We start from the raw sequence: 23,861 nt of genomic DNA on the forward strand, positions 1-23,861 counted from the left end.
AGGTTTATGGAATAATTTCTAGCTTAGACTTAGCGGCTGCGTGCGATCGCCTATCTTAAGTCAGAGATCTGCTTAAGTACATCGCACAGCAGAAAGTTTGTATTACTCTGCCATAGATTCGAGCAGACGACCAACTACAGGGTCAATCTGCCAGTAATCCTTACCGTCTTGCTTCTGATTTCCTAAATGCGAGACAAGACTGAGGAGCTCCGCCCATCTGAGAGTCTGCTTGAGAATTTCAGGCGATACATCATCAAGAACCTCAATTAATTCCTCAACCGCTGCTGCTTCTCGCCATTGGGCCAAAGTTCTCATCACCAGCTTTATTTGAGGTTCGCAACCGTCAAAGCCCATTGAATTAATTAATTTGTCAGAGTTATTAAATTGATTCTTCAGTTCCGCCAAGGAATCTTGCCAGCGATCCGGATTAGATTGAGAAAATTGATAGAATTTTTGCAACAGGTTTGACCAATTGCCTGTAACTTCCGTAATCTTCTTTCTAACTTCTAGTCCGCTGGGCAACTTAGCATCTTCCAACCAATGTCGCAGCGCCGCATCGTGCCAAGGTTTGAGACTGAAAAATCTCAGATCCTTAAAGAAATCAAAACCTGTCCAATTATGAATAACTAACTGCCAAGCCTTCTGAGGGTCGGCGACAAAAACAAGCTGAATAAACGCTTCTTTCTTCAATCTTTTGATTTTCTGAATTGCCTCATCAACCCAATCCTTACTCCAAAGGGTGCTGGCAGACACAAAAATAAGTGTCGTAGTATCTTTCTTGCGACGGTTACTAATTTCTGTCAAACGCTGGCTGAAATCCGATCGATCTGAGAGATTTTCTAAATAGTGAATTTTGCAATCCTTCTTACTAAATGCTGCTTCCATAAAAACTCTCAAATCGTCAATTCCTGCGGCTTGGCAGCCAAATATAATAGAGACACCATACTCCCGGCGCAGCAGCTCTGATTCCTGTTGAACAGTTAAAGGACTGCGCCGGGAATCAGCTTTATTTTTGACAAGAGGAGACCGAAAAGTAGCAGGTTCGTATTCAGGTGGAGCTTCACGCGGTCTCAGAAGTTCTGCTTCAATTTCTGGTTGCGTACCCATAAGCAAGGCTAAATTAGAACTTCTCAGAGTGAAGTAACCTGGATTGGTTTCTCGTAAAACTCCTAATCCGACCATTTCTTCTAGTAAAGCAAGAATTTCATCTTCCGATGACCTTCCCGCGAATCCGTCCGACCACCAATACAAGACTTGTTCGCGAATCCAAGATACAGAAAACCCATCCTCCATGCCTGTTTCATCCTCCTGAGAGCCATCAGCAATCGAGTAGGCAATTACCTCGTAGCGCTTATCGAGCCCCAATGTCAACTTAAAGCGATCGCGAATATTATTGCGAAGGTCTTGACTTTGATAAGCTTCTTCTACATGGCGAGAAGTAATCACATAAGGCGGACTAATTTTAGGATCGAAAGTAGGGACATCTGGGTTAGTAATGTGCTTGAGTAACTGCTCGCAATAGAGTTGAATCAAGCTCGGATAATAGTTAGTCTGCCAAAGAATGCGCGGGATTAAATCAAGTGATTCAAAACGATAGCCAAGACTAGCCAGCGGACGTTCTACCAAAGCTGTTGCCGCACGCATTTCACCATTATTCAGCAGAGGCCCAATGCAGATCGGCCTGCCAAAGTGAGCCAGCGGATGATTTGCTTGTCTAGTGGTTCTCAGAACGTTGTGCAATCCGGCAAAGACTACCTTAAAACGTCGGTCAGTTTCCATCATTAATTTTCTGAGCTCATCGCAGCGGAGGAAATCCTCCTTACCATCGGCTTCAAGGAAATTATCTGCCTCATCCAACAACAGCAAAAAGCGCCGCTGCTTGTCCAATTCCAGCCAATTTTTAATCCGCAGCAAGCTGCTTTCGCGAACGGAATTGCGCCGATTGGTATCAGGAATTTTCAATTTATCCAATTCTCCGTTTAGTAAATCCCAAATCTTATCTAAAGCTTGGTTGCGTCCAATTTCTTTAATATCCAAAAATAGGGCGTTCCTTCCCGCGTCGGTTCCATGAAAAGTCCGGTGTACATACTTAAGCAAAACGGTTTTACCTAACTGCCGACCTCCATAAATCAAACAAGAACCAAGAGGATCGATTATGGATTCCCGTTCTCGTACTCGCCCGTAAAACATCTCAGGCGGAACCTCTCCTGCTGCGGTTTTATAAGGTTCTAAGAAAGTAAAGGGTAAGGTACAATCAAACAATACAGGTAAGCGTGTTTTTTGTTCTCCGCAAAGGTAGAGCATCAGCACATCATCTATCACAATGAAAGTGCTCCGACGCTGCCGACACAAATCAGCCAAATCTCGGCGTTTCTTTTCAGTCATTCGCCCAAAATGAAAGACGAATATCGGCCCTCCAAGAGCAGTTTCTCCAACGGCATTGAGGAGATCCTGTTCGTTCGGTCTATCCCATACACAAAGAATGCGGTAATGACCCTTCGCGGCTGAACCATAGGCAGACACAGGACAGCGATTTTGGTCAAATATCGGCTCAGCATTAACGTCAATCCAGGTATTTTGTCCTGATTTTTTAAATGTAAGAGATGTTATGTTAAAACCGAGGTTGCTTAGAATTTGGCGAGCATCTTTCTCTGTGATTTCTTGCTTCCTTCCCTTGGCTGCAAACCAAGCGTCTAGCATATCAGCGGCTTTTTTGGCTTGAGTTCCTTGCGGTATCTGGATTTTTGCGATACTTTTCCCTTTGGAAATGTTGGGAATTAGGTCTTGCTTTTTTTGTCGATCGCGATCGCACTCCTCAAGCACTTTTTCGATCGCAGCATACTTATGCTCGAAGAAGTCTTTAAAAGCATCTCTTTTTTCCTCTGGTTCAGGAAGCGATCGCCGCTCTTGCAGCATAGATATATATTCCTTAGCCGTCAGGATATCGCCTTGCTCCAATACACTGCAAATTCTGGTACGATCGGCATCTGCTATACCTGTTTGCTGAAGACTCTCTAATTCCTCGGATACTCGATCGATCTGTTCCTGGCGCTTGGCGCTAATTCCTTGACCGATCGCCCGAAGCAGCTCAATTTTTTCGGAAAACCGCCTGGTTGTTACATGAGCATTTTTAATGCTTTCAATCTGTGCTGCATAAGCACTTCTATCTGTTTCTCTTAGTAAACCAAAAGCTACGGCACTTTCAAGCTGTTTGCTGGTAGTCTCGACCTGATCCTGCAAAATTTTTTGACACTCTTCAATCCGATTATTTCGTAAGTCCTTTAGCTGAGCGAGGTCTATTTTTGGTTCGGGGTAGAGTTCGAGGTATTCGATGATTTGCGCCGTAGCCTCGTGATTTCCGACAGCATTTGAACTACAGGCATAACTTTGCAGATCGAATGCTTGTTGCCAATCCCAAATGTCATTTTTGACTAACTCCAAAATTCCCTTTATACCCGCTTCAGGATTAGCAATATCCAATTCCCAGGCATCGTCGATCGGGATAGATGGCATTCTCAACAGATCTGCGTGCAGGATATGTTTTAGGTAAGGTTCTGCGGTTGGCAATTCGGTATCTGGATCGAAGATATTGCCGATGTCTTCCACAGCTTTTCGGCAACAGGCAATACCAGCTAAAATAAACACTGGAGGTTTTGTCGCCTCAAAGGTATCTAATTCTTGGAGAACCATATCTTGAAGATTCTCAATATCTTGTTTTAACTGTTTGGCTTCTTTCTGAAGATAATTTTCGCTTTCAGCTAAGCGCGATTCCTGCTCCTTAACCCAGCGACCCACCCAATTCAAAAATTGCCGAGCGCGAGAGCGAAGCTGAATGAGGGCTTTACCTGTAATGATACCAGCACCTTTAGGGCGACGAATTTTGCGCTCTGTTCGCTGAATTTCCCCGTCTAGATTGGACTCATTAGATAATCTCTCGATCTGCTTCTTGAGGAAGGGAAGTTGGCTCAAATCTTTTTGCTTGATGGGAAGCCACAGAGTGTAAAAAAGTTCACCGGGATTCAACCACTCGACCCAAACTTTCTTTGCATGACCATAAATCAAATCTTGTTGCGGTGCCTGAGACCACCAATCCTCGATTTTTATATACAAGTCGTCTAAATCTTTTTGCAAGGCTGCCAGAGTTTTTGCTTTCTTGATGGCTTTTGTATCTAGGGCCCGCTGCCGATCGCCGTGTCTAGCGATTATTTGGCAATAATCATACAGTTTGTCGAGTCCAGCTTTACCGAATTGAAGCTCCTGGAAAAGGTGCGAAGCACCTGTATTTGGGGCTAGTAAAGACGGTCGCAGTGCTGCTGCTGCCAAGAGCAAGCTTACGGCTTGATTCCATTCACTTTTTTCTGGTAATGAATAGCTGGCGGTGTAACTGGTGAAGTCATCTTTAAGCAGATTTGCAAGTTTTCCATATCCTACATCATCGCGCAGGTTTTGTCCTAGCAATATTGCTCGAATTAACTGCGGTGGCAGGTGCGGATCTAAGTTGGAGTATTGTTTTTCAAAGCAGTGAGCTAAATGAAAGGCAAGGCTGAGTTTTTGTTCGAGAATCAGCCGCCAAACTAAGTCGTGCAGAACTGCTGGGCGTTTTATATCGGGGTCGTCCAAGATAGATTGAGCGATTTTTTGAGCGGTATCATTGGGCGATGAGCTGTAAAGAGGCTGTTTTTCTTCTCTTTTTTTATTTTCCTGATTTTCTACTTCTTTCCCTTGCTTATTTTCCGAATGTTGCCGATCGCTGTGAGTTGAGGTTTGCGGTTCTATTGATGGAATATCTGGGATATTTTTAGGGGTTTGCGCGATCGCCTCATCTGTCAATACCGATGTCAACTCTGCTGCGGGTGGTTGTTCGACAATAAGCACAGTTTCAGATTCCGGCTCATCAACTAAGGAAGTTTCGTCTAAGTTATTGTTAGTAGAAACAGCAGGCAAATCTGGTATTGCTTCCGCCTGAATAATCAGTTTTCCTCTGACTGCTGCCATCGCCAGAGTTCTTCCAAACGATTCAGATACGGCATCATGTAAGGAATCCAAACGCTCTTCATCTGCTTCTTCCAATTCTGCAATCAGTGTTAGCAGTTTGGAGAAAGGATGATTGCCGTCAGCCAATAGTAGGGTGTCGGGATGCAAGTCAGACTCCTGCGATTCGGAGATGGCGCGTTGAAGTTCGCGGGCTTTGTCCTGACATTCCAGCAATGATTGAAAATTGCTCTCTACTCGATGGGCGATCGCTAAAATTCGTTCCAGAACCCTCAAAGCAGAGTCGCGGACAAGAGCGATTGCACTTTTTTGCTTCTCGGCCAAATCCACATGCTCAAGTACAGACTTGATATCTGCTAAAGAACCAATTTCCTCAACTTTCAGCGTTGTCGATACTGCCAAATATTCAGCCAGTTCTAGCACCTTGTCGCGAAGCTGAATAAACTTTTTATGGGACTCATCAAGTTCTTGAATCAGCTTTTGAGATATAGGTATACCAGGGTCTAGCAATTTTTGACTCGCCTCTGACAGCCGTTTTTCTAATTGGGAAAAAACCTGCTCCAGTGCGGTGAGTTGTTTGAGTAAGTCTGCTGAATTTTGTTTCATCGGTTTAATCGCTTTATTCAATTCATTTTCTGTTATTTGGGTTCTGTGCCAATTATCCTGATTCAAATTTGCATAATTGAGATAGTTTTCAATTCCATCTGCAATCGACAGGTAAGTCTGAGCCAAGTTTGTTTGTTCTATATTGGATTTTTCTATGAAAGTGTTAAAAGGAATTAAGGGTTCGGTCATATTAGCTGCTTCAACTATTTTATCATCAACAGGCTCCTGTAAGAAAGTGTCGCAATGGCTACGAGACAAGTTTTCTGGAATGTTGAACTGTCTGGGCTGCATCGGTTTGGCGATCGGTCTTTTTGTCTCAGTTTGATAAATTGGTGTAGGCCGAATATAATCTTTTAAAATGCTGTTGCGGTTGGGATGGCGCAATCTTAGTAAAGCCTTACCCTCAATTTGCCGAATCCGCTCGCGGGTAAGATTAAATATATTGCCGATTTCCTGTAGACTTTTCTCGCGGCCGTCATCCAAACCGAATCGCATCCGAATAACGTCACGTTGTCGAGGGCTGAGAGTATCTAAAACGCTTTCTAAATCTTCGGCAAACAAATTTTTAGCTGCTTGTTCTTCTGGTGTTTCTCCATCGAATTCAATCAAGTCTCCCAATGTACAGTCTTCATAATCACCCATTTTAGTATCTAAGGAAATGATAGATTTAGCAGATTTAATAACCAATCGCAATTTGGCAATTGTTATCTCCATTTTAGTAGCGATTTCTTCTTCGGTAGGCTTGCGACTGATTTCTTCAGAAAGCTGTTTGGTAGTTTTCTTAATCTGCGAAATAGTTTCATAAACGTGAACTGGTAGGCGGATACTCCGCGATCGTTCGGCAATAGCCCGCGTAATTGCCTGACGAATCCACCCATATGCGTAGGTGGAAAACCTGTTGCCCTTCGTGCAATCAAACTTTTCTACAGCCCTCATTAAACCGAGATTTCCCTCCTGAATCAAGTCTAAGAAATCCAGCCCTCTATTTTGATATTTTTTAGCAATGGAGACTACCAGCCGCAAGTTAGACTCTACCATTTGGTTTTTAGCTTTTCGGCTGCCCTCTAATTCTAATTCAGCAATTTTACGAGCTAGTTCAATCTCTTCGTCAGCTTTGAGCATGGGAATTCGACCGATTTCTTGCAGGTAAACCCGAAGCGAATCTGGCGGTAGGCGCTCTTTTTTAAATTTGATGCTGTCAGGAATAGTTTTATGCCAAGCTTCATGAAATTCGTCAAAGTTGCTAAAGCCATGATTCTCATGCAACTCTGTTAAAAAAATATTGAAGAGCATTTTTAAATGAGAGTTTGTCGGACTAGCGAATGGGATATCTTTAATATGTTTGACTTTTCCTAATACATCTTCAGATTGATTGCGCTTGTGTTGGCGACGGTTGATAATGGATAAAGTCAGAGTTTCTCCATGCTGAAAGAGAACGATCGCCGGCATCGGTAAAATTTTATTAATCTCGCGGATAATGCCGTCAAGTTCTTCGATAGTGTACGCACTCCTCCGCAGTGCGATCGCGAAAAACAAGTACGAAGTAAAAAAGGCACTCTCACTACTGCTAGTATCAAATTCGACAAACTGGCTATTATCTGCAATTTCGCTCCCGGTAAATTGGAAGAGAAAATCAACCGACAGCCATTCGTTTAAAAGAGCTTTTTGGGAGTTTAGCTTTTGATCTATGTCAAAACTCGCAATAAAGTTATCCGAAGTATTGGGATAAAATTGACTCGTTCTGTCACTGCGGTAGCCAAGAGCTAAAAACAAATTTCTAGCGTTATCGGCAAGTTTTCCCTTGACAAAACTACTTAAAGCTTGATTGATAGATGCTTTGGCTTGTTGTTCGCTGACGCTCATTTGATTACCAGCCAGGTAATCAGTTCAAAATCACTTGTTGCTTTAACCTGATGCGCTTGCTCAACCAACACAGCACGGCGGCTAGACAGCAGATTGCCGATGAGCCGCTTGTTGTAAATACCTGCAATTGAATCAACCGCCCGCTGAAGCAAATCATTATACAAACTCATATCAAATCCGTTATTAGTTTGTCGATCGAACAAGTTGCACAACTCTTCATAGGGAACAGTACACCCCGCGCAGAGCAACTGATATATTTCAAGTATTTGTTTGGGTTGAGCAAAAGTTAATCGCACTTCCTTATTTTCTCGAACGTAAACTAAAAAGTATGGTTGCAGTGGGTTGACGGTTTTATTATCAAGACAATCGCCTTTCTGTTTGAGGCAAAAAATTACGCCGGGAGCAATTATCGGGTACTCCGAGTTAGTTGGAACTACTGCATAGAGTCCTAAAGGGGCATCTTGGAGTAGTTTGCGGTTGCTCTCAATGTATTTGGCTAGTTCCATTCGGAAATCATCGAGAGTGAATTCCGTTAGGGCTACACTCTCCGTGAAATCTTCGAGATCCAGCACCTCGTCTTTAAATCGGAGCAACTGCTTGTCGCGGTATTTCAAATCACTCTCAATCAGTTCTTGAATCTCCTTTGCCTCCAGCAGGTTATCTTCAAATGTACCAGCCATGTCCGCTAAAGCCATCCGTGCTTCTACTCGATTTTTCAGATTGATGTATTGATCCAAGTCCTCTGTCGGCCAAAAATTAATTAATTGTACCGTGTGGTTGGGGCTGCCAATGCGATCGCACCTACCGAACCGCTGGATAATTCGGACTGGGTTCCAGTGTATGTCGTAGTTAATCAGATAATCACAATCTTGTAAATTTTGCCCTTCTGAAATACAATCTGTGGCAATTAATAAATCAATCTCGCCGTCTTGCTGCATAGATGGAATTTGGGCGCGTTTCTTGGCGAAAGGCGAAAAATTTGTCAAGATGTGATTGAACTCGTTTTTGCCAAAGGTAGTCTTATTTGCCACCGATCCCCCAGTCACCAAAGCTAAGTTAATTTTCAATTCTACTTTTGCCCATTCCCGCAATCCTTCGTAGAGATAGACTGCCGTATCTGCAAAGGCAGTAAAGACTAAAACCTTGCGATTTGGTTGGCCATACTTGTTAGTTGTAGGATGCTTAACTTTCTCGGCGATCCGTTCTTTTAACTCAGCCAGCTTGGCATCGCGTTCAACAGAAATGCTTTGGGCAGAATTGTAAATTTTTTTAAGCTTTTTCTTGTCGCTTTTCATGTCTTTTAACCAGGTTTCGACATCGAGGTGCACCATTTTAACTTTTAGCTTGCCCACCTCCCACGCCGCTCGTAAATCCTCGTCTTCTTCTGCCTCGAACTCTAAATCCTTGAAATCAATTTCCGCGTTTTCGTCTTGCCAATTCCTGAAGGATTCGAGTCGTTTTTGTAACTCTGATATTTTGTCAATAGTCCGCTGCATTGTGATAGCGAAGGAATTCACCGAGCTTTCCAGGCGTTTCAAAAAATTAACCTTTATCATGCCGATCAGAGAGCGTTCGCGATCGCTCTGTTTGAAATTTCGCACTCCTTTATTTTCATACAGCGATCCGTATTGCGATAGGACATACTTTGAGGGGTTGAATAGGGAGAGTTGATATTTAGAAATTTCGCTGTTAAGCTGTTCGTAGGACATGAACTCACCCTTTAGGTCAATCTCAGGAAATACCGAGATGGGTTTGAGCCGTTCTGGAAAGCCGCCTAATTGGGCGATCGCATCTTTATAGTATTTTTGAATGTGCTTGCGAGATCGTGCGATCGTCAATTCGTCAAGCAGTTTGAAAAAAGCAGAACTAAGTTCTTCCAGCAGTTCGCTAGTTTTGCGATCGCGACTTTTCTTGGCCCACTTGGTAAATTTCCCCTGAGCATCAGCTAGTGTATCGCGCAGACTGGCAATTCCCAGCGATTCCCCAAACGCAGCGTCGCCACCTTCTGTGATAAAATAAAGTTGATTCCGCAAATCCTTTAAATCATTGTTAACCGGAGTTGCTGATAAGAGTAGCACCTTAGTTTTGACACCGCTCTTGATAATGTCATCCATCAGCCTTTCGTAACGGCTCTTTCTAATTAGATTGCCAAATTCGTCCCGTTTACTCTTGATGTTGTTGCGGAAATTGTGGGATTCGTCAATAACTACCAAGTCATAGTTGCCCCAATTAATCGTTTCTAAATTAATGTCCCCAGAACAACCGGAATCGCGGCTCAGGTCAGTGTGAGATAGGACTGTATAGCTAAAGCGGTCTTTAATAAAAGGATTGATATCGCTATTGTTCTGTGCTTGATATACAGTCCAATTCTCGCGGAGTTTTTTGGGACACAGAACCAAAACTTTTTCATTCCGCCGTTCAAAATATTGAATAACCGCTAGAGCTTCAAATGTTTTCCCTAAACCAACGCTGTCAGCAATAATACACCCGTTATATCGTCGAATTTTATTGATGGCTGCCTTAACTCCGTCTTTTTGAAATTCAAATAGAGATTTCCAGATTTCTGTATCAAATAGGTGTAGCTGTTCGCTGAGAATATCGCTTTTTTCTAGATCCTCTAGAAAAGTCTCGAAGATATGAAACAGAGTTTTGTAGTAGATAAACTCAGGAGAATTATTCTGGTAAAGTTGCTCTAGGTACAGCAGCACATCTTGTTTGACATCTTCGAGGAGTTCGGCATCATTCCAGAGTTCATCAAACCAGGCTTTAAGGTCGCGGGTATCGCGTTTACTATCTACTTCTAGATTGAGTTCAATATTGTTATATTTTGTACCTAATCCCAGTCCCCGCACGGTAAAATTTGAACTGCCCATAATAGCATTTTCAGTTTCCTTATGAGCAATGTGATACATTTTGCCGTGCAGTAAATTAGATTGCTTTACCGACCGTATCTGTACTTTTTTTTCAATCCATTCTGCACATTCTTTCGCAACCCGCTTTTGCTCCAACCGATTCTGTAGCTGCAAGCCCTCATCCTCAATTTGGAAAGCCTTTTTATCAGTTTTACTGGGGTCAAGGGACTTGATGAAGCGCGGTTCGCCAAAGAGAAATTTCAGGCTTTTAATACTTAGAAGTTGTTCCTTCAAAGCATCAAAAGCATAAATTGTAAAGTAAGCAGAAACAATTGACAAGGTTGAGTTTTCCTCAACCTTGGCTTTCAAAAAATCGCCCACAGTGCCGCGGTGGCGGTTGTCTCTAATTGCCGAATTTGGGAGAGAAGCATCATGCTGTGACATAGCCTACCTTTATGCGGTTGTTGCACTTGTTGGCTATATTCTACATCCTCCACCATTCTCAAGAACAGGCTTCCCGGCCCGTTCTACAACACATAGCGATATTGTACAATTAACTCCGCAAACGCCCGGATCGCATAATGCTAATAACTAACCACAAACCCAAAAAACTCGCCGCCCCAAACAAACCAGTGCTCAGAAAAGATAGCTGAGGAGTTTGTGCGTTAGAAGAAATAATTGCCGCCCCCACAATCAGCGAACCCACAACAATACTAAAAGAAAGTCGGTTCGCAGAATCCCCCAGAGTGCGGCGTAGCGGATCGAGTTCTTTTAGTGTCAAGTTCCACTTCAAAGTTTCCGAAGTAACCCGGTCTAAAAGCACTTCCACCTGTCGCGGAGATTGCAAAGATAAGCTTTTCAGATCCAGGGCAGTTCTCAGCAGAGCTTGGATTGGATCATCTCCTAATAACTGACGCCGAAACATATCGGTCATCAACGGTTTGACCTGCTCTACAATATTAAATCGGGGATTAAAAGAGCGCGCCAGTCCTTCCAAATTAGCTAGAGTTTTTGCATACAAACCGAGATTGCTGGGGAGCCGAATTTTATTTTTGCGGGTGATTTCCAGCACCTCATAAAAAATTTCCGACAAGTTCATTTGCGACAAGCTGATATTGTAATACTTGCGGAGCATTCGAGCCAAATCGTTCTCTAGATTAACTAAACTTGTCGGCTGAGCAAATTCAGCCATTTCCAAAGTTAATTGAGCGCAGCGCTGAGCGTCTAAATCGACAATTGCCAGCAACATTTCTGTCAAATTTTGCTGAGTGCGCGGGTCTAATCTGCCGACCATGCCGCAGTCCAGCAAAGCTATGCGGCCGTCTTTGAGATAAAATAAATTGCCGGGATGGGGGTCTGCGTGAAAGAATCCGTCGATATACAACTGCTGGAAGAAAACGCGGCAAAGCAAGGTTGTAATTTCTTCGCGTTCGGCATTTACATCTCCTTTATGGCGAATTCCTTGCAAGTCGCCTAACAAAATTGGGACTCCGTTCAGCCACTCCATTACTAAGAGTTTTTTTGTAGTCAACTCCCAGTTAATCTGTGGTAGGACAACTTGTGTGGGGTCAAACCATTTACTTTTAGATAAATTGCGGCGCAGTTCGTCTGTGTAGCTGGCTTCTTGAATGAAGTCTAGTTCTGCACGCAGGGCGATCGCAAATTCTTCTGCGAGGGCGACAATATCGTATTGTTGACCGAAGTCTGTGAGCATGACAAGTTCTGCCAAACCTCGGAGCACGGCGATGTCTTGTTCGATGACAATCTCAATACCGGGGCGCTGAACTTTGAGGGCGACTTCGCGACCGTCTTTTAAAGTAGCTTTGTGGGTTTGGGCGATCGAACCTGCGGCGACAGCTTCGGTGTTAAATTTGGCAAAGGTATCTTCGAGAGATTGTGTGAGTTCCTTGCGGACGATAAGTTCTACTTGCGACCACGGTACGGGCGGCACTTCCGCTTGTAGCGTGGAGAGGATTTCGATGTAGCTGGCCGGTAAAAGGTCGGGACGGGTGCTCAGCAATTGTCCCAATTTGACAAAAACTGGGCCTAATTCGACGAGGATGTTGCGGAGAACTGCTGGAGTTGGGAGACTGGGTGCGTCGGTTTTGCGGCCGGTTAGGAGGCTTTTCATGTAGTCCCAACCGTTGCGGAAGACGACCTCTAGAATTTCTCCTTTGCGAGAAGTGTTTTGAACTAGGCTAAACAAGGGGCCTCCGGGTCGATCGGGTTTAAGGGCTATATAACTACTAGGATAGCGCTGTTGACCGGGCTGACCAGTGTCTTGGGGAATAACTTGCGCGAAAGCGTGCGATTCCCTACGGGATAGCTTCGCTTCACGAATTTTGGGGTGTGGGGGCGATCGGTTTTTGGCTTTGGCATTACTCCTGATAGTAATATACATTTAAAGCACACATAATATTTTTATAGTTAAAAATTTTACGTCAATAAATTTAATTATATAAGTAAAGTAAATATTCAGATTTAGGAAAGGTCAAAAAGATGAGTGCAGTTGATGTAACATTTACTATTCCTGAGTCGAGTAATCAAGGTTTAGAATAGTGGGAAGTATCTACGAGCTTGCGGTGTGATTCGGGATGCACAGAAGCAGCCGCCTGAAATAGTTGCTATGTTGCGTAAAGTAAACTCTAATCTTTCTCCAGTATCCACCCTACTATAGCCATCCTCGCATCATTTGTGAATTTCTTACTCCCGAGCGAGCGGGTTCGGGGAGGGTTGGGGTGGGGTAAAAAATTTACGACTCCTGCAAGGATTGCTATATCTCAGTGTGGTTCAGTTGCCAGTATCCTCACCTTAACTGTCTCATGTACAGCATTTATTGTCGTACTACAGCGGTTAGAAGAAATTGAACAACGCTTGAAGCGAATTGATCGTAAAATAGACCTGAGTTTTTATGCTGATTTCCGTGCGAATCTCAAATCGGCACAAAATGCCTTTACAATGAAAAATTATGATAACCGCAGAGCGTTTGAATCCAGGCTGTTTCGGGGTTGAACACAGCTCAAGCGATTTACAAAGATTACACTCTTACAGCATTTGATAATCAGATACAGCTTGCCGATCAATATCTTTCTTCTTTGTTTTTAGCTTAGGTAGGTGAAATCCTTTGCTACTTAGAGTTAGAAGAAATCAAAGTAGCACCGAATTGTATACAGAAGGGAAAAAATATTTGGCATCCCTTAGTTGTAAAATATATTGAAAAGATGTTGCTCCATGTCGATTCCGCAGAGTGGAATAAGTTTATTGAGACACAGCCTAAAGTATTTTTACCAGAAAGCGACTGGCGATTAAATAAAATCCCAATCAAGTGGAAACAATTGTGATATCCCATTTAGGCAGGATTTCGCAGCGATGCCAGAACCGGAGGTAGTGTTCTAGTTCCTGAGATGGAGCCTTAATCCTTTTTTCATAGGTCGTTTCTAGCAAATGTACAATTGGTTTGAGTTTCTTCCACGTCATATTTGCAGGCGAGTTGACCGAGTAAGGCAAACGAGAACTGTCTGCCACTGAGTATCACGGTCATCTGCTGGGATTGGTTCTAAACTACTAGCTTTGCCGCCTCTGGATAAAATACCCATCTTGACTTTGGCTTTAGTATTTCCCCACAAGTCTATAAATTGAAGTGATTGATTTGATAAAAAAGAACATTTGCTCTTATGAGTGGAGTTTGACTAAAGTAAAGGCATCAAAGAAAAACGCCAGCGAACATTAACCAGTCAGCTTCAACTAGACATTCACCCGTGAGGTTTGCCATGAAATCCACTCTCTCCAACAGCGTTAACGCAAAAATGAAAACCGCCAGCCATCAAAAGCCTTTACAGGCTACGCCTCAAAAACCAGAGGAAAAAGCCTTAACTCGCGGACAGCATTTAGCAGATACCCTAGCAGCGAAAGTGGGTTCGTGGCCCTTTTTGATTGGACAGACAGTAGTCCTCGCCGGGTGGGTGGGCGCGAACCTGACACCGGGCATTCCTCACTGGGATCAGCAGCCCTTTATCTTGCTAAACTTAGTATTCTCCTTTGCCTCTGCTTACACTGCACCGATTGTGTTAATGAGTCAAAACCGCCAGTCGGATGCCGAACGCGAACAAAATCTCTACAATCATCAAGTTAATCTCAAAGCCGCTAACGATGTGGTACTACTGCACGAAAAGCTCGATCGATTAAGCCACCACATTCCTGACTTAATGGAAAAGCTCAATCAGCAACAGCAGTCTGTCAGTCCCATCAAAGAGATGGTGATGCCAGCCCCCGTTAAAGCAATTACCGAAGTTAATGAAGCAGCTAAGCCGTCTGCTTCGGATCAGAAGCAGAAGGCTGAGGTTCCCATACTACTTCCCCAAGTATTTAAATCGAACTTTTACTCATCAAAATATGCAGAAGTGATGCCAATTTCACTTCCAACTCAAAAGCCCTCTACACATTCGGTATCCGCGTTAAGCTATTTCAAGCTGTGACAAGCGACGTTACTAACCAGTGAATGAGAGCGTCAGTCTCGCCAATCTGTTAAGTAACAGTTCTAACCTAAAAAAAACCTATAAATCAATTAATCTCCGGCACTATTGCAGGCCTACTCCCATCACAATCTAGGCAGTTAGATATGAACCCCTTCCTTACCGCTATTTCCACAGGTATTACAGCTTTCGCAGCCACAAATTTAGATGATATTGTCATCTTGCTGCTGTTTTTCTCCCAAGTCAATGCTGTTTTTAGACGGCAACACATTGTTACAGGACAATATCTTGGGTTCGCAGCACTGGTGCTGCTTAGTCTTCCTAGCTTCTTTGGCTGTATGATGGTGCCGCGCCCTTGGGTGGGGATGTTGGGGTTAGTACCAATTGCTATTGGAGTCAGCCGCCTGCTAAATAGAGATACAGAGGCTGATGATGAAAATACAGCTACCGATTCGCCTCAATCCACTATCTTTGCTAGTCTTTTATCGCCACAAACTTATAGCGTAGCTGCGGTGACATTTGCTAATGGAGGTGATAATGTGGGGATTTATGTCCCGTTGTTTGCTAACTGCACTTGGGATAGCCTGCTAGTGATTCTGAGCGTCTTTTTCTTGCTAGTGGGTGTCTGGTGTTATGTGGCGTATCAACTAACTCGCATGAGCGCGATCGCGACCCTACTTGTCCGCTACGGTAATTCCCTTGTTCCCTTCGTTCTAATGGGTCTGGGTACGCTGATCCTGCTCGATAGCCATACTCTAGAGGATCGCGGTTTAATGGTAGTTACTGTAGCTATCAGTTGCTTGTGGCTGCTGATATTGCTTAAAGACAGTTATCAATCGTTAGAGACTGCACCTCAAGTCGAAAAATTTGAGGTAAACTAGGGTTCAAGTTTCCTCCACTTTGCTGAAGTTGAAAAATAAATAATTTATAACTTCAGCAAAGTGGAGGGGTTTTCTAAGAACAAACTCTGATTTCTTACACAAAGGACAACAAAAATGAGCAAATTTTTCAAACTAATTCTGGTGGCTTTAGTGCTTTTCGTAAACTTAGCTGTAGCTCAGCCTTCTTGGGCCGGCAAGGATTTCACAAAGGGGGCTGACTATGCGGAAGTGACACAGGAATTGACTCAACTTTTGTCAGCTCAGAGCGATCCTTCGACTGCGGGTTATACGCCTGAACAGTACCAACAGCGGTTGGCCGAATTGCAAATGCAGAAGTACGTGATCGAAACTGCTAGAAAGCGGGCTCAGTGCCGCAATCAAACCGGGCAAACGCTGGCAGTTTATGCGAATAAGCCGAAAAAATCGCCGACGCAACTTTATTTCCTGGCAGCCGGTGAGATTACAGATGATGATTGGGATTGCGATGGTATTTACTTGCCAGCAGGGGCTCAAGCTACTTTAGGTCCGGCGACTCAGCCACTTTCTTTGACTGAACCGGTTGCTATTAAGGTTGTAGATGGTACGCAGCTAGTTGCTACAACGAATGCAGCAACGGGTGGTATTGAATTGAATGTTGCCCCTGCTAAAGTTTTTAAAGCGGGTGAGACAACTTGGGCCATGCCCTCGTTTTCTCAGGCTCAGATTAATGCACAAGTTCCTACGCCGGAACTGATTGATTAATCCTTCTTGAGGAACGGTTAATAGTTGGGGACTTGGGAAAAAATAAAGTCCCAGGCAGAATAGAGGAGAGGCAATGCCACCATGGGCGATTGTCTCTCCTTTTTAGCTCGGAAAAAAGCCAGAAGATGCTGGTAAAAAAAAGATTGAACAGTGGACTAAAGATAAGATTAGCCAATTCACGCATACTGCTAATAGTCAAAGCGCAATTGGTGATGATGCACGGGATGGTGTCGATAAGAATGCTCCACCAAAAGAACCTATGTCACCCTCAGAAGCAGTTGCTTTAATTAGGAATCTGCTACAAAAATGGCTTCAGTGGAAGTGCGAACAACAAAAGTAGAAGAGTAAAGTACGACACAGATTAAGAAACGAAAGTCCGGATCAAGGCTGATTAATTCTTTCTGGATTCGCCTTCCCAATCTGTGCCGTACTTACATCACAACAAATCTTTCAATTTCTCATCTTCTCCCAACACCTTAATTACCTGTTTAATCTCCTGCGTCCTCTCTTTTTTTACAATCAAAGTTACGTTGCCATCTCTGACAACTACCACATCTTCTAAACCAATGGTGACAATCACCTCCTTCTCATCGGCTGCATAGAAAATGCCGCCTTTGGTGTCAATTCCGACGTGTTTTGCTAACTCGACATTCGGTTTGTCTCCTTGCAGCAAACGGCCGATCGCATTCCAATCACCCAAATCGTCCCAGCTAAAGCCTACGGGCAGAACACAAGCTTTTTGCGTCTTCTCCATCAGCGCGTAATCGATGCTTATTTTAGGTAATTCCGAGTAAGCCTGCGCGCCTTTTGCTTCCAAAGCTGCCATCATTTCCGGTACATGATTTCGCAATTCTGTCAAGACTGTTCCAACTCGAAAGACAAAAATTCCGCCGTTCCAACTAAACTTGCCGCTGGCTACAAATTCCTCAGCAGTTGTGCGATCGGGCTTTTCGGTAAACCTGGCCACCCGATAGGCCGGAAAACCGGCAAAACTGCCAATTTCCTCGCCTTGTTCGATGTAGCCGTAGCCGGTGGAAGCATAACTCGGTTTTACTCCCAAAGTGGCGATCGCATCCTGATTTCTCGCCAACTCGGCCGCCGCCTCCAAAGTCTTGACAAACTCCTCGGGTTCCCCAATCCAGTGATCCGCCGGGAAAAAACCCACCACCGCATCCTCACCGTAACGCTTGGCAGTTTCTATAGCAGTCCAGGCCACCGCCGGCGCAGTATCCCGGCCCTCCGGTTCCGCCAGCAAATTCTCAGGGGGTAAAAGCGGCAACTGTTCGCGGACTCCCGCAGCCAACATTTCCGACGTTACCACCCACAAATCGTCCCAGCCGTTACCTAATGTTAATAGTCTTTCTGCTGTAGCTTGCAGCAAACTCTTGCCGCTACCGTCGAGACTCAAAAACTGCTTGGGGCGCTGCTTGCGGCTGAGAGGCCAGAAGCGTTCGCCTTTACCGCCGGCGAGTATTACGGGAATTAAGGTTTTGGTCATGGTTTGAAGTTTAAGGGTTCTGATCTATTTTGCTCGACAGCTTATAATTATGGAGAGAATTGTGGCTGTCTGCGGGTTTTGGGGGCGACCTATATTTTTGGGAAAATTGCGTCTTACAATCCCAAGCCCAAAGACGCGAGCCGGAAAATACCTAAAACCCTATCAGGGATTGAAACAGAAGCGGGATGGGAAGATCAACGATCGCACTCAGAAACCGGGTTTTTTTGCGAGCATACTTCCGAACCCGCACAAACAGCAAAAAACCCGCCTTCTTTGATTTTGATGCCTATCCCTCTTAATATCCTCAAAACTCAGCCGCAATTAACCCAAAACCCTATCAGGGATTTTTTGTCACCCGATCGATCCAACTTGCATAAAATGATACCCGCGTGTCGCCAGAAATTTCCCCAAAACTGCCATTATCGTCAATTTTATCAATATCGCTGATGTTTGTTTTGAAAAATCCTCGATCGCTATAACCCCAAGAACTAATCCCCGCAATCTTCCCGTCAACAAACGAAGGCCCGCCGGAATCTCCGCTAGCGGTAGCTATCTCATTTTTGCCCAAACCGCGATCACGCAACCTCGGAAAATGCCTCCCCAAAGCATCGTGTTCGCTAGTTCCCGCGTCAAAATCAAAGATTAATTGACTTCCCAAAACCAATTCCGACATATCTGATTCTGTAGCATCTTTCAAAACATCAATTAAAGCATCATAGCGATTCTGTCCGCTATATCTTTTCGCCTCAGAATTAGAATTTTCCTCTTGTCCCTTTGCACCTAAACCGATATACCCGTATCCAACTTTTGTCAATACTTTCCCCACTTCATTTTTGTTTCTATTTATTTCGTACTGTTCGATCCTTGGCGGCGCTACCCTTTTCAGCTCCAAAATAGCAATATCGTTGCCAACTTCCGATTCGTAACCAGTCCAGCCCGGATGGATATAATATTTGCTAACGGGGATGCTAACTTCACCGCTAGGCAATTTAAAAATTGCTTTAATTGCCGTTTCAGCAGGAACCTTAACTCCCCCTTCGTTCAGACAGTGGGCCGCCGTGAGAACGTACAACCCTCCCGTTAGCAGCGAACCTGTACAGGAAACGGAATCGAGATAGGCTACGCCTGTATATTGATTTAAAGCTAAAGGTTTGCGGGAACTGCTGTCAGGAAAAGCGCTAATTATCGATCGCCCAACTTCGGCAGTTTCTAAAACTAAAAATACCGTCACAACCGCGATTAATAATATTTTGATTCCTGACTTCATTTTTGAGAGTGAATTGGTTGGAGAGCTAATCGAGACCTGACTTTTTCAATAAGTCGGGTCTCGCGAGTATTTCGTTTGTTGAAATTAGCTTACTTATTGCAACATTTTACTTCGACAATTCGACATTAAGTTCGTTCACCACGCGGCGTTTGAGTGGGATGGATTTTTCACGGGGCAGCAAATCAAATACTTTCCGAAAAGCATCATCTACCTGTTCAAATGGTATTTGTCCTTTCTCATTAAAAACTACTTTTCCCGATTGGTCGAGGATGAGAGTTTGAGGTACGAAACCTTCGTAATAATGGCTCGGCTCGGTGAGTTCCGGTGACGGTTGGGGAGGCAAAGAGTCAACTGTTATCGGCATAAAATCGGCTGCCCGGCCGTAAAATTCCTGGAGTTGAGACACGACGATCGCATATTGCTTGGAGTCGCTGCTGTCGTCAGTGTAAAACACTAACAATACGGGTTTATGGCGTTTGAAAGAATCTGCAAGCTTGGCTTTAGGAGGAACTAGGGAACCGTTGCCGGCGTAGAGGGAAAATATTGTACCGTCGAAGCGATCGTCTGTGAGAGTTGCCAAAGCTGGCGCCGTACCGCTTAGCAGTATCAAGCTAAGTGCGATCGCGACGGTTAAAAGACTGGCTGACAAGATTCGCTTCAGCAAGCCCAGGCCAGAAGCAGGAGTAACAATTGAATTTTTGTTCTCAGGAAATATCATAGGTTGTTGGCAGTGGCTGTAAGGAAAGCGAAATCAGATGCAAAAACTTTCCTAAGTTTATCAGCAACTGTATGCAAATGTTCCTGAGTAGGTTAACGTAGTTTCGGATAGACTATGATAATTTGCTTGTTGTAGCGATCGACACGGTGATTCTACCGATCCAAAAACACTATTTGCCATCGGTTTTTCAGGGGCGGGCTGGAAGTATCTGCGCCACAATGAACTTTATTTGTTGCGGGCTGGGCTTCTAGCTTCTGAGAAGGGTGCAAGATGTTAAATTCCACTGATAACTAGAAACTGACAACTGGGAACTAATAACTAATGATAGCTTTGCTTGACACAATCCTCGCCCAAACGCCCGCTGCTGATGTTTCCGGGCCCGCTCAAATCAATCTGTTGCAGGCGATTGTTTTAGGAATTGTACAGGGATTAACAGAGTTTTTGCCTATCAGCAGCAGCGCTCATTTGAAGGTAGTGCCGATCGCCCTTGGATGGGACGATCCGGGGGTTGCTTATACTGCTGTAATTCAGTTGGGCAGCATTGTGGCAGTGCTTTGGTATTTCTGGAAAGACTTGACAACTATAACTTTGGGTGCTGTAGATGCCGTGAGGCGACGCGACTACGAATCGCAAGAGTTTCGGATCGCCTTGGGAATTGCTTTGGGAACAATACCTATACTCTTTTTTGGGCTGCTAATCAAGGCATTGGTTCCAGATTTCGATCGCTCGCCGCTGAGAAGTTTGACCAGCATCGCCATTGCTTCGATCGTCATGTCGCTACTGTTAGCAACAGCAGAAAAAATTGGCAAGCGCAATCGCACTTATGAAAAGTTAACTGTTTCAGACGGCATTTTTATGGGATTAGCTCAAGCAATAGCCTTGATTCCGGGGTGTTCGCGATCGGGTTCCACTCTCACAGCAGGATTGTTCATGGGATTGGAAAGATCCGCCGCCGCGCGATTTTCTTTTTTATTGGGAATTCCGGCAATTACTCTGGCTGGATTAGTAGAATTGAAGGGTGCTTTGGGAGAAGGAATCAGTGATGCTGGAGTTGCAGCTTTGATAGTGGGGACAATTTCGGCATTTGTGTTTTCCTATTTGTCGATCGCGTGGCTGCTCAAGTTCCTGCAAACTCAAAACACCTGGGTGTTTGTGTGGTATCGGCTGGCATTTGGCGTGGCCATTTTAACGGCGATCGCAGGTGGGGCACTGCGAAATATATAAAATAGAAATTCGATAGCAGTAGGAGCGACTTATGTCGCTCTGAACTCGGTATAATTAATAACGGGAACGCCAAATTACAATTTATTTTTTTGTAACACAAAATAAAAAAATCACAAGTAACGAATTTTTTGATAGTTAAAAATCCATGTAGATAGGAAAATTTGAGATAAAAGCTGCGTGCTTTTAAGAAGGATGAAGGCTAACGATTTCTCTGCGTCTTTTATTTAATTTTAAATTAGGACTATTCTTTGATTTACATAAGTCATTTACCCGCCCTATAGTAACTAATAAAAATTATAAAAACAATTAAGTTATCTGATTATGATAATGTTTAATTATAACTCAGACTTCTTAAAAAAGAAGTTTGGGTTATAATTATTCTATTTTTTAGCGCTTAGTAGTGCGATCGAGCTTTCGGGAGTTTTGGCAGTTTATTGAAGTTTTCTCAAATTGTTAATGGCTTTTTGATAGTTATCTTTATCACCTTGCTGCTGAAATAAGTCTGCTGCTTTCTGAAAGTCTTGGATCGCCCCGGGCTTGTCTCCCCCCTCAGCGCGGGCAATTCCCCGGCTCAAGTAGGCGCCGGCTAAGTTAGGATCGATTCGCAAAGCTGCATTGTAATCGGCTACAGCAGCCTTGTTGTCTCCTAAACGAAAGCGGGTAACGCCCCGGTTTAAGTAGGCACTGGCAAAGTTAGGATTAATTTGCAAAGCTCGATCGTAATCGGCGAGTGCACCCTGGCTGTCTCCTAAATCATCGCGAGCATTCCCCCGGTGGGTGTAGGCTTCGACAAAGTTAGGATTGATTCGCACAGCTTCGTTGTAATCGGCTACAGCACCCTGGTTGTCTCCTGAAAAATAACGGATATTCCCCCGGTGGTAGTAAGCAAGAGCAAAGTTAGGATTAATACGTAAAGCTTCGCTGTAATCGGCTACAGCACCCTTGTTGTCTCCTAAACGATAGCGGGTAATCCCCCGGTTTAAGTAGGCACCGGGAAGGTTGGGATTAATTCGCAATGCTTCGCTGAAATCCGCTACAGCACCCTGGTTGTCTCCTAAATCAGAGCGGTCAAGTCCCCGGTTGTTGTATGCAGAGGCATAGTTAGGATTGATTCGCAAAGCTTCGGTGTAATCGGCTACAGCACCCTTGTTGTCTCCCAAACGAGAGCGGGTAACTCCCCGGTTGTAGTAGGCGAGAGCATCGTTAGGATTAATTCGCAAAGCTGCGTTGTAATCGGCGAGAGCACCCTGGCTGTCTCCTGAGTCATCGCGGGCATTCCCCCGGTTGACGTAGGCTTCGCCATAATTAGGATTAATTCGCAAAGCTTCGTTGAAATCGGCTACAGCAGCCTTATTGTCTCCTAAACGATAGCGGGCATTTCCCCGGCCGTTGTAGGCTTCGGCATAATTAGGATTAAGCACAATGGCTTGAGTGTAAGCGGCTATAGCGCCTTGATAATCTCCTTTATCATATTTTTCCTCTCCCTGAATCAAGAAATCCTCAGCTTTCATCGCAGCCACCACAGAGGGACTCGGAACCTGAGCAGATATAGCGAAAACTGGGGTTGGTTGTGCGATCGCACTTATTGCAACTGTACCAATTAACGCGATCGTCCGTTTGTTAAAAAAATTCATTGATTTTACCTGGGAATAAAATAGCTTTGAAATTAAACATACTCGCCTTTCTCCACTAATTGCAAGCGATCGACTGGGAGGAACTTCAAAGTTAGGTTCCTCGTACAAACTTCGCTCAAATAGAAGGACAGAGGATTTGTCAGGTGTTAAACAGGCTATAGCGATTAGTAAGGCGGCAGTTTATTGAAGTCTCCTCAGAAAGTTAATGGCTTTTTCATAGTTATTTTTATCTCCTTGCTTCTGAAATAAGTTTGCTGCTTTCTGAAAATCTTGAATTGCACCCTGCTTGTCTCCTAATTCAGAGCGGGCCTCCCCCCGGTTGTAGTAGCCAGGGGCTAAGTTAGGATTAATTCGCAAAGCTTGGTTAAAATCGGCTAGAGCACCCTGCTTGTCTCCCAAACCAAAGCGGGCTTCCCCCCGGTTGGTGTAGGCTTCGGCATACTTAGGATTAATTCGCAAAGCTTGGTTGTAATCGGCTACAGCACCCTTCTTGTCTCCTAATTCAGAGCGGGCAATTCCCCGGTTGTTATAGGCTGCTTCTAAGTTAGGATTAATTCGCAAAGCTTGGTTGAAATCAGCGAGTGCACCCTGCTTGTCTCCTAAAGCACGGCGGGCAATTCCCCGGTTGTTGTATGCAAAGCTCAAGTTAGGATTAATTCGCAAAGCTTGGTTGAAATCAGCGAGTGCACCCTGCTTGTCTCCTAATTGAGAGCGGGCATTTCCCCGGTTGTTGTAGGCTTCGGCATAATTAGGATTAATTCGCAAAGCTTGGTTGTAATCGGCTACAGCACCCTGGCTGTTTCCTAAAGTACGGCGGGCGCTTCCCCGGTTGTTGTAGGCTTCGGCATAATTAGGATTAAGCACAATTGCTTGGCTGAAAGCTTGTATAGCACCCTGATAATCTCCTTTTTTATACTTTGCCTCACCTAGAATAAGGAAATCCTCAGCTTTTGTCTGTGTCAGCACAAGCGAACTCTGAACGTGAGCACATATAGCCCAAACTGGGGTTGGTTGTGCGATCGCACTTATTGCAACAGCACCAATCAACGCGATGGAAATTTTTTGAGACAACTTCATGAATTTTACCTATCAATAAAAAAAGACGTTTGTTGC

At 44.2% G+C, this 23,861-nt stretch carries 12 protein-coding genes; 4 read left to right on the forward strand and 8 right to left on the reverse strand.

Annotated features, from left to right (window positions below; genetic code table 11):
• Positions 1 to 102: 102 nt before the first annotated feature.
• The 3 genes from QUA47_RS02515 to QUA47_RS02525 all read right to left on the reverse strand — a co-directional run bounded on the left by QUA47_RS02515 (position 103) and on the right by QUA47_RS02525 (position 12,519).
• Complete coding sequence (locus tag QUA47_RS02515; RefSeq protein ID WP_333429636.1) at positions 103 to 7,461, reverse strand: sigma-70 family RNA polymerase sigma factor; 7,359 nt, start codon at positions 7,459 to 7,461, stop codon at positions 103 to 105.
• Entirely contained in the window at positions 7,458 to 10,757 is a 3,300-nt protein-coding gene (locus tag QUA47_RS02520) for a helicase-related protein (protein WP_333429591.1), read from the reverse strand. The genes QUA47_RS02515 and QUA47_RS02520 overlap by 4 nt, the downstream gene beginning before the upstream one ends.
• Positions 10,758 to 10,866: 109 nt before the next feature.
• Positions 10,867 to 12,519: an AarF/ABC1/UbiB kinase family protein gene (locus QUA47_RS02525; RefSeq protein ID WP_333285048.1), complete on the reverse strand. Its 1,653-nt coding sequence runs from the start codon at positions 12,517 to 12,519 to the stop codon at positions 10,867 to 10,869.
• Positions 12,520 to 14,083: 1,564 nt separating this feature from the next.
• Here QUA47_RS02525 and QUA47_RS02530 point away from each other — a divergent pair.
• The 3 genes from QUA47_RS02530 (at position 14,084) to QUA47_RS02540 (ending at position 16,407) form a co-directional block, all read left to right on the forward strand.
• Positions 14,084 to 14,788, forward strand: coding sequence for a DUF1003 domain-containing protein (locus QUA47_RS02530; protein WP_333285012.1), 705 nt, complete (start codon positions 14,084 to 14,086; stop codon positions 14,786 to 14,788).
• A gap of 143 nt (positions 14,789 to 14,931) precedes the next feature.
• Positions 14,932 to 15,666: a cadmium resistance transporter gene (locus tag QUA47_RS02535; RefSeq protein WP_333285014.1), complete on the forward strand. Its 735-nt coding sequence runs from the start codon at positions 14,932 to 14,934 to the stop codon at positions 15,664 to 15,666.
• A 114-nt stretch (positions 15,667 to 15,780) separates the two neighbouring features.
• Positions 15,781 to 16,407, forward strand: coding sequence for a hypothetical protein (locus QUA47_RS02540; RefSeq protein ID WP_333429592.1), 627 nt, complete (start codon positions 15,781 to 15,783; stop codon positions 16,405 to 16,407).
• A 436-nt stretch (positions 16,408 to 16,843) separates the two neighbouring features.
• On the opposite strand, the gene QUA47_RS02545 is transcribed toward QUA47_RS02540, so the two are convergent.
• From QUA47_RS02545 to QUA47_RS02555, 3 genes are all read right to left on the reverse strand, one after another.
• A complete protein-coding gene (locus tag QUA47_RS02545) occupies positions 16,844 to 17,905 on the reverse strand; it encodes a mannose-1-phosphate guanylyltransferase (protein WP_333429593.1) in 1,062 nt (353 codons plus the stop codon).
• Between the two features lie 337 nt (positions 17,906 to 18,242).
• Positions 18,243 to 19,172: a trypsin-like serine protease gene (locus tag QUA47_RS02550; RefSeq protein WP_333429594.1), complete on the reverse strand. Its 930-nt coding sequence runs from the start codon at positions 19,170 to 19,172 to the stop codon at positions 18,243 to 18,245.
• Positions 19,173 to 19,278: 106 nt separating this feature from the next.
• The gene (locus tag QUA47_RS02555) at positions 19,279 to 19,890 is read right to left on the reverse strand and encodes a thylakoid membrane photosystem I accumulation factor (RefSeq protein WP_190661428.1); all 612 of its coding nucleotides are present in this window, start codon (positions 19,888 to 19,890) and stop codon (positions 19,279 to 19,281) included.
• Positions 19,891 to 20,211: 321 nt separating this feature from the next.
• Between QUA47_RS02555 and QUA47_RS02560 the strand changes: the two genes are divergently transcribed.
• A complete protein-coding gene (locus QUA47_RS02560) occupies positions 20,212 to 21,114 on the forward strand; it encodes an undecaprenyl-diphosphate phosphatase (RefSeq protein WP_333429595.1) in 903 nt (300 codons plus the stop codon).
• 431 nt (positions 21,115 to 21,545) lie between these two features.
• Here QUA47_RS02560 and QUA47_RS02565 read toward each other — a convergent pair whose 3' ends face one another.
• Both QUA47_RS02565 and QUA47_RS02570 read right to left on the reverse strand, forming a co-directional pair.
• Positions 21,546 to 22,748, reverse strand: coding sequence for a tetratricopeptide repeat protein (locus QUA47_RS02565; RefSeq protein WP_333429596.1), 1,203 nt, complete (start codon positions 22,746 to 22,748; stop codon positions 21,546 to 21,548).
• Positions 22,749 to 22,928: 180 nt separating this feature from the next.
• On the reverse strand, positions 22,929 to 23,825 hold the full coding sequence (locus tag QUA47_RS02570) for a tetratricopeptide repeat protein (protein ID WP_333429597.1): 897 nt from the start codon (positions 23,823 to 23,825) through the stop codon (positions 22,929 to 22,931).
• Between the last annotated feature and the right edge of the window lie 36 nt (positions 23,826 to 23,861).

This window comes from Microcoleus sp. MON2_D5 (assembly GCF_036701905.1).
In the GTDB taxonomy this organism is placed as follows: domain Bacteria; phylum Cyanobacteriota; class Cyanobacteriia; order Cyanobacteriales; family Microcoleaceae; genus Microcoleus.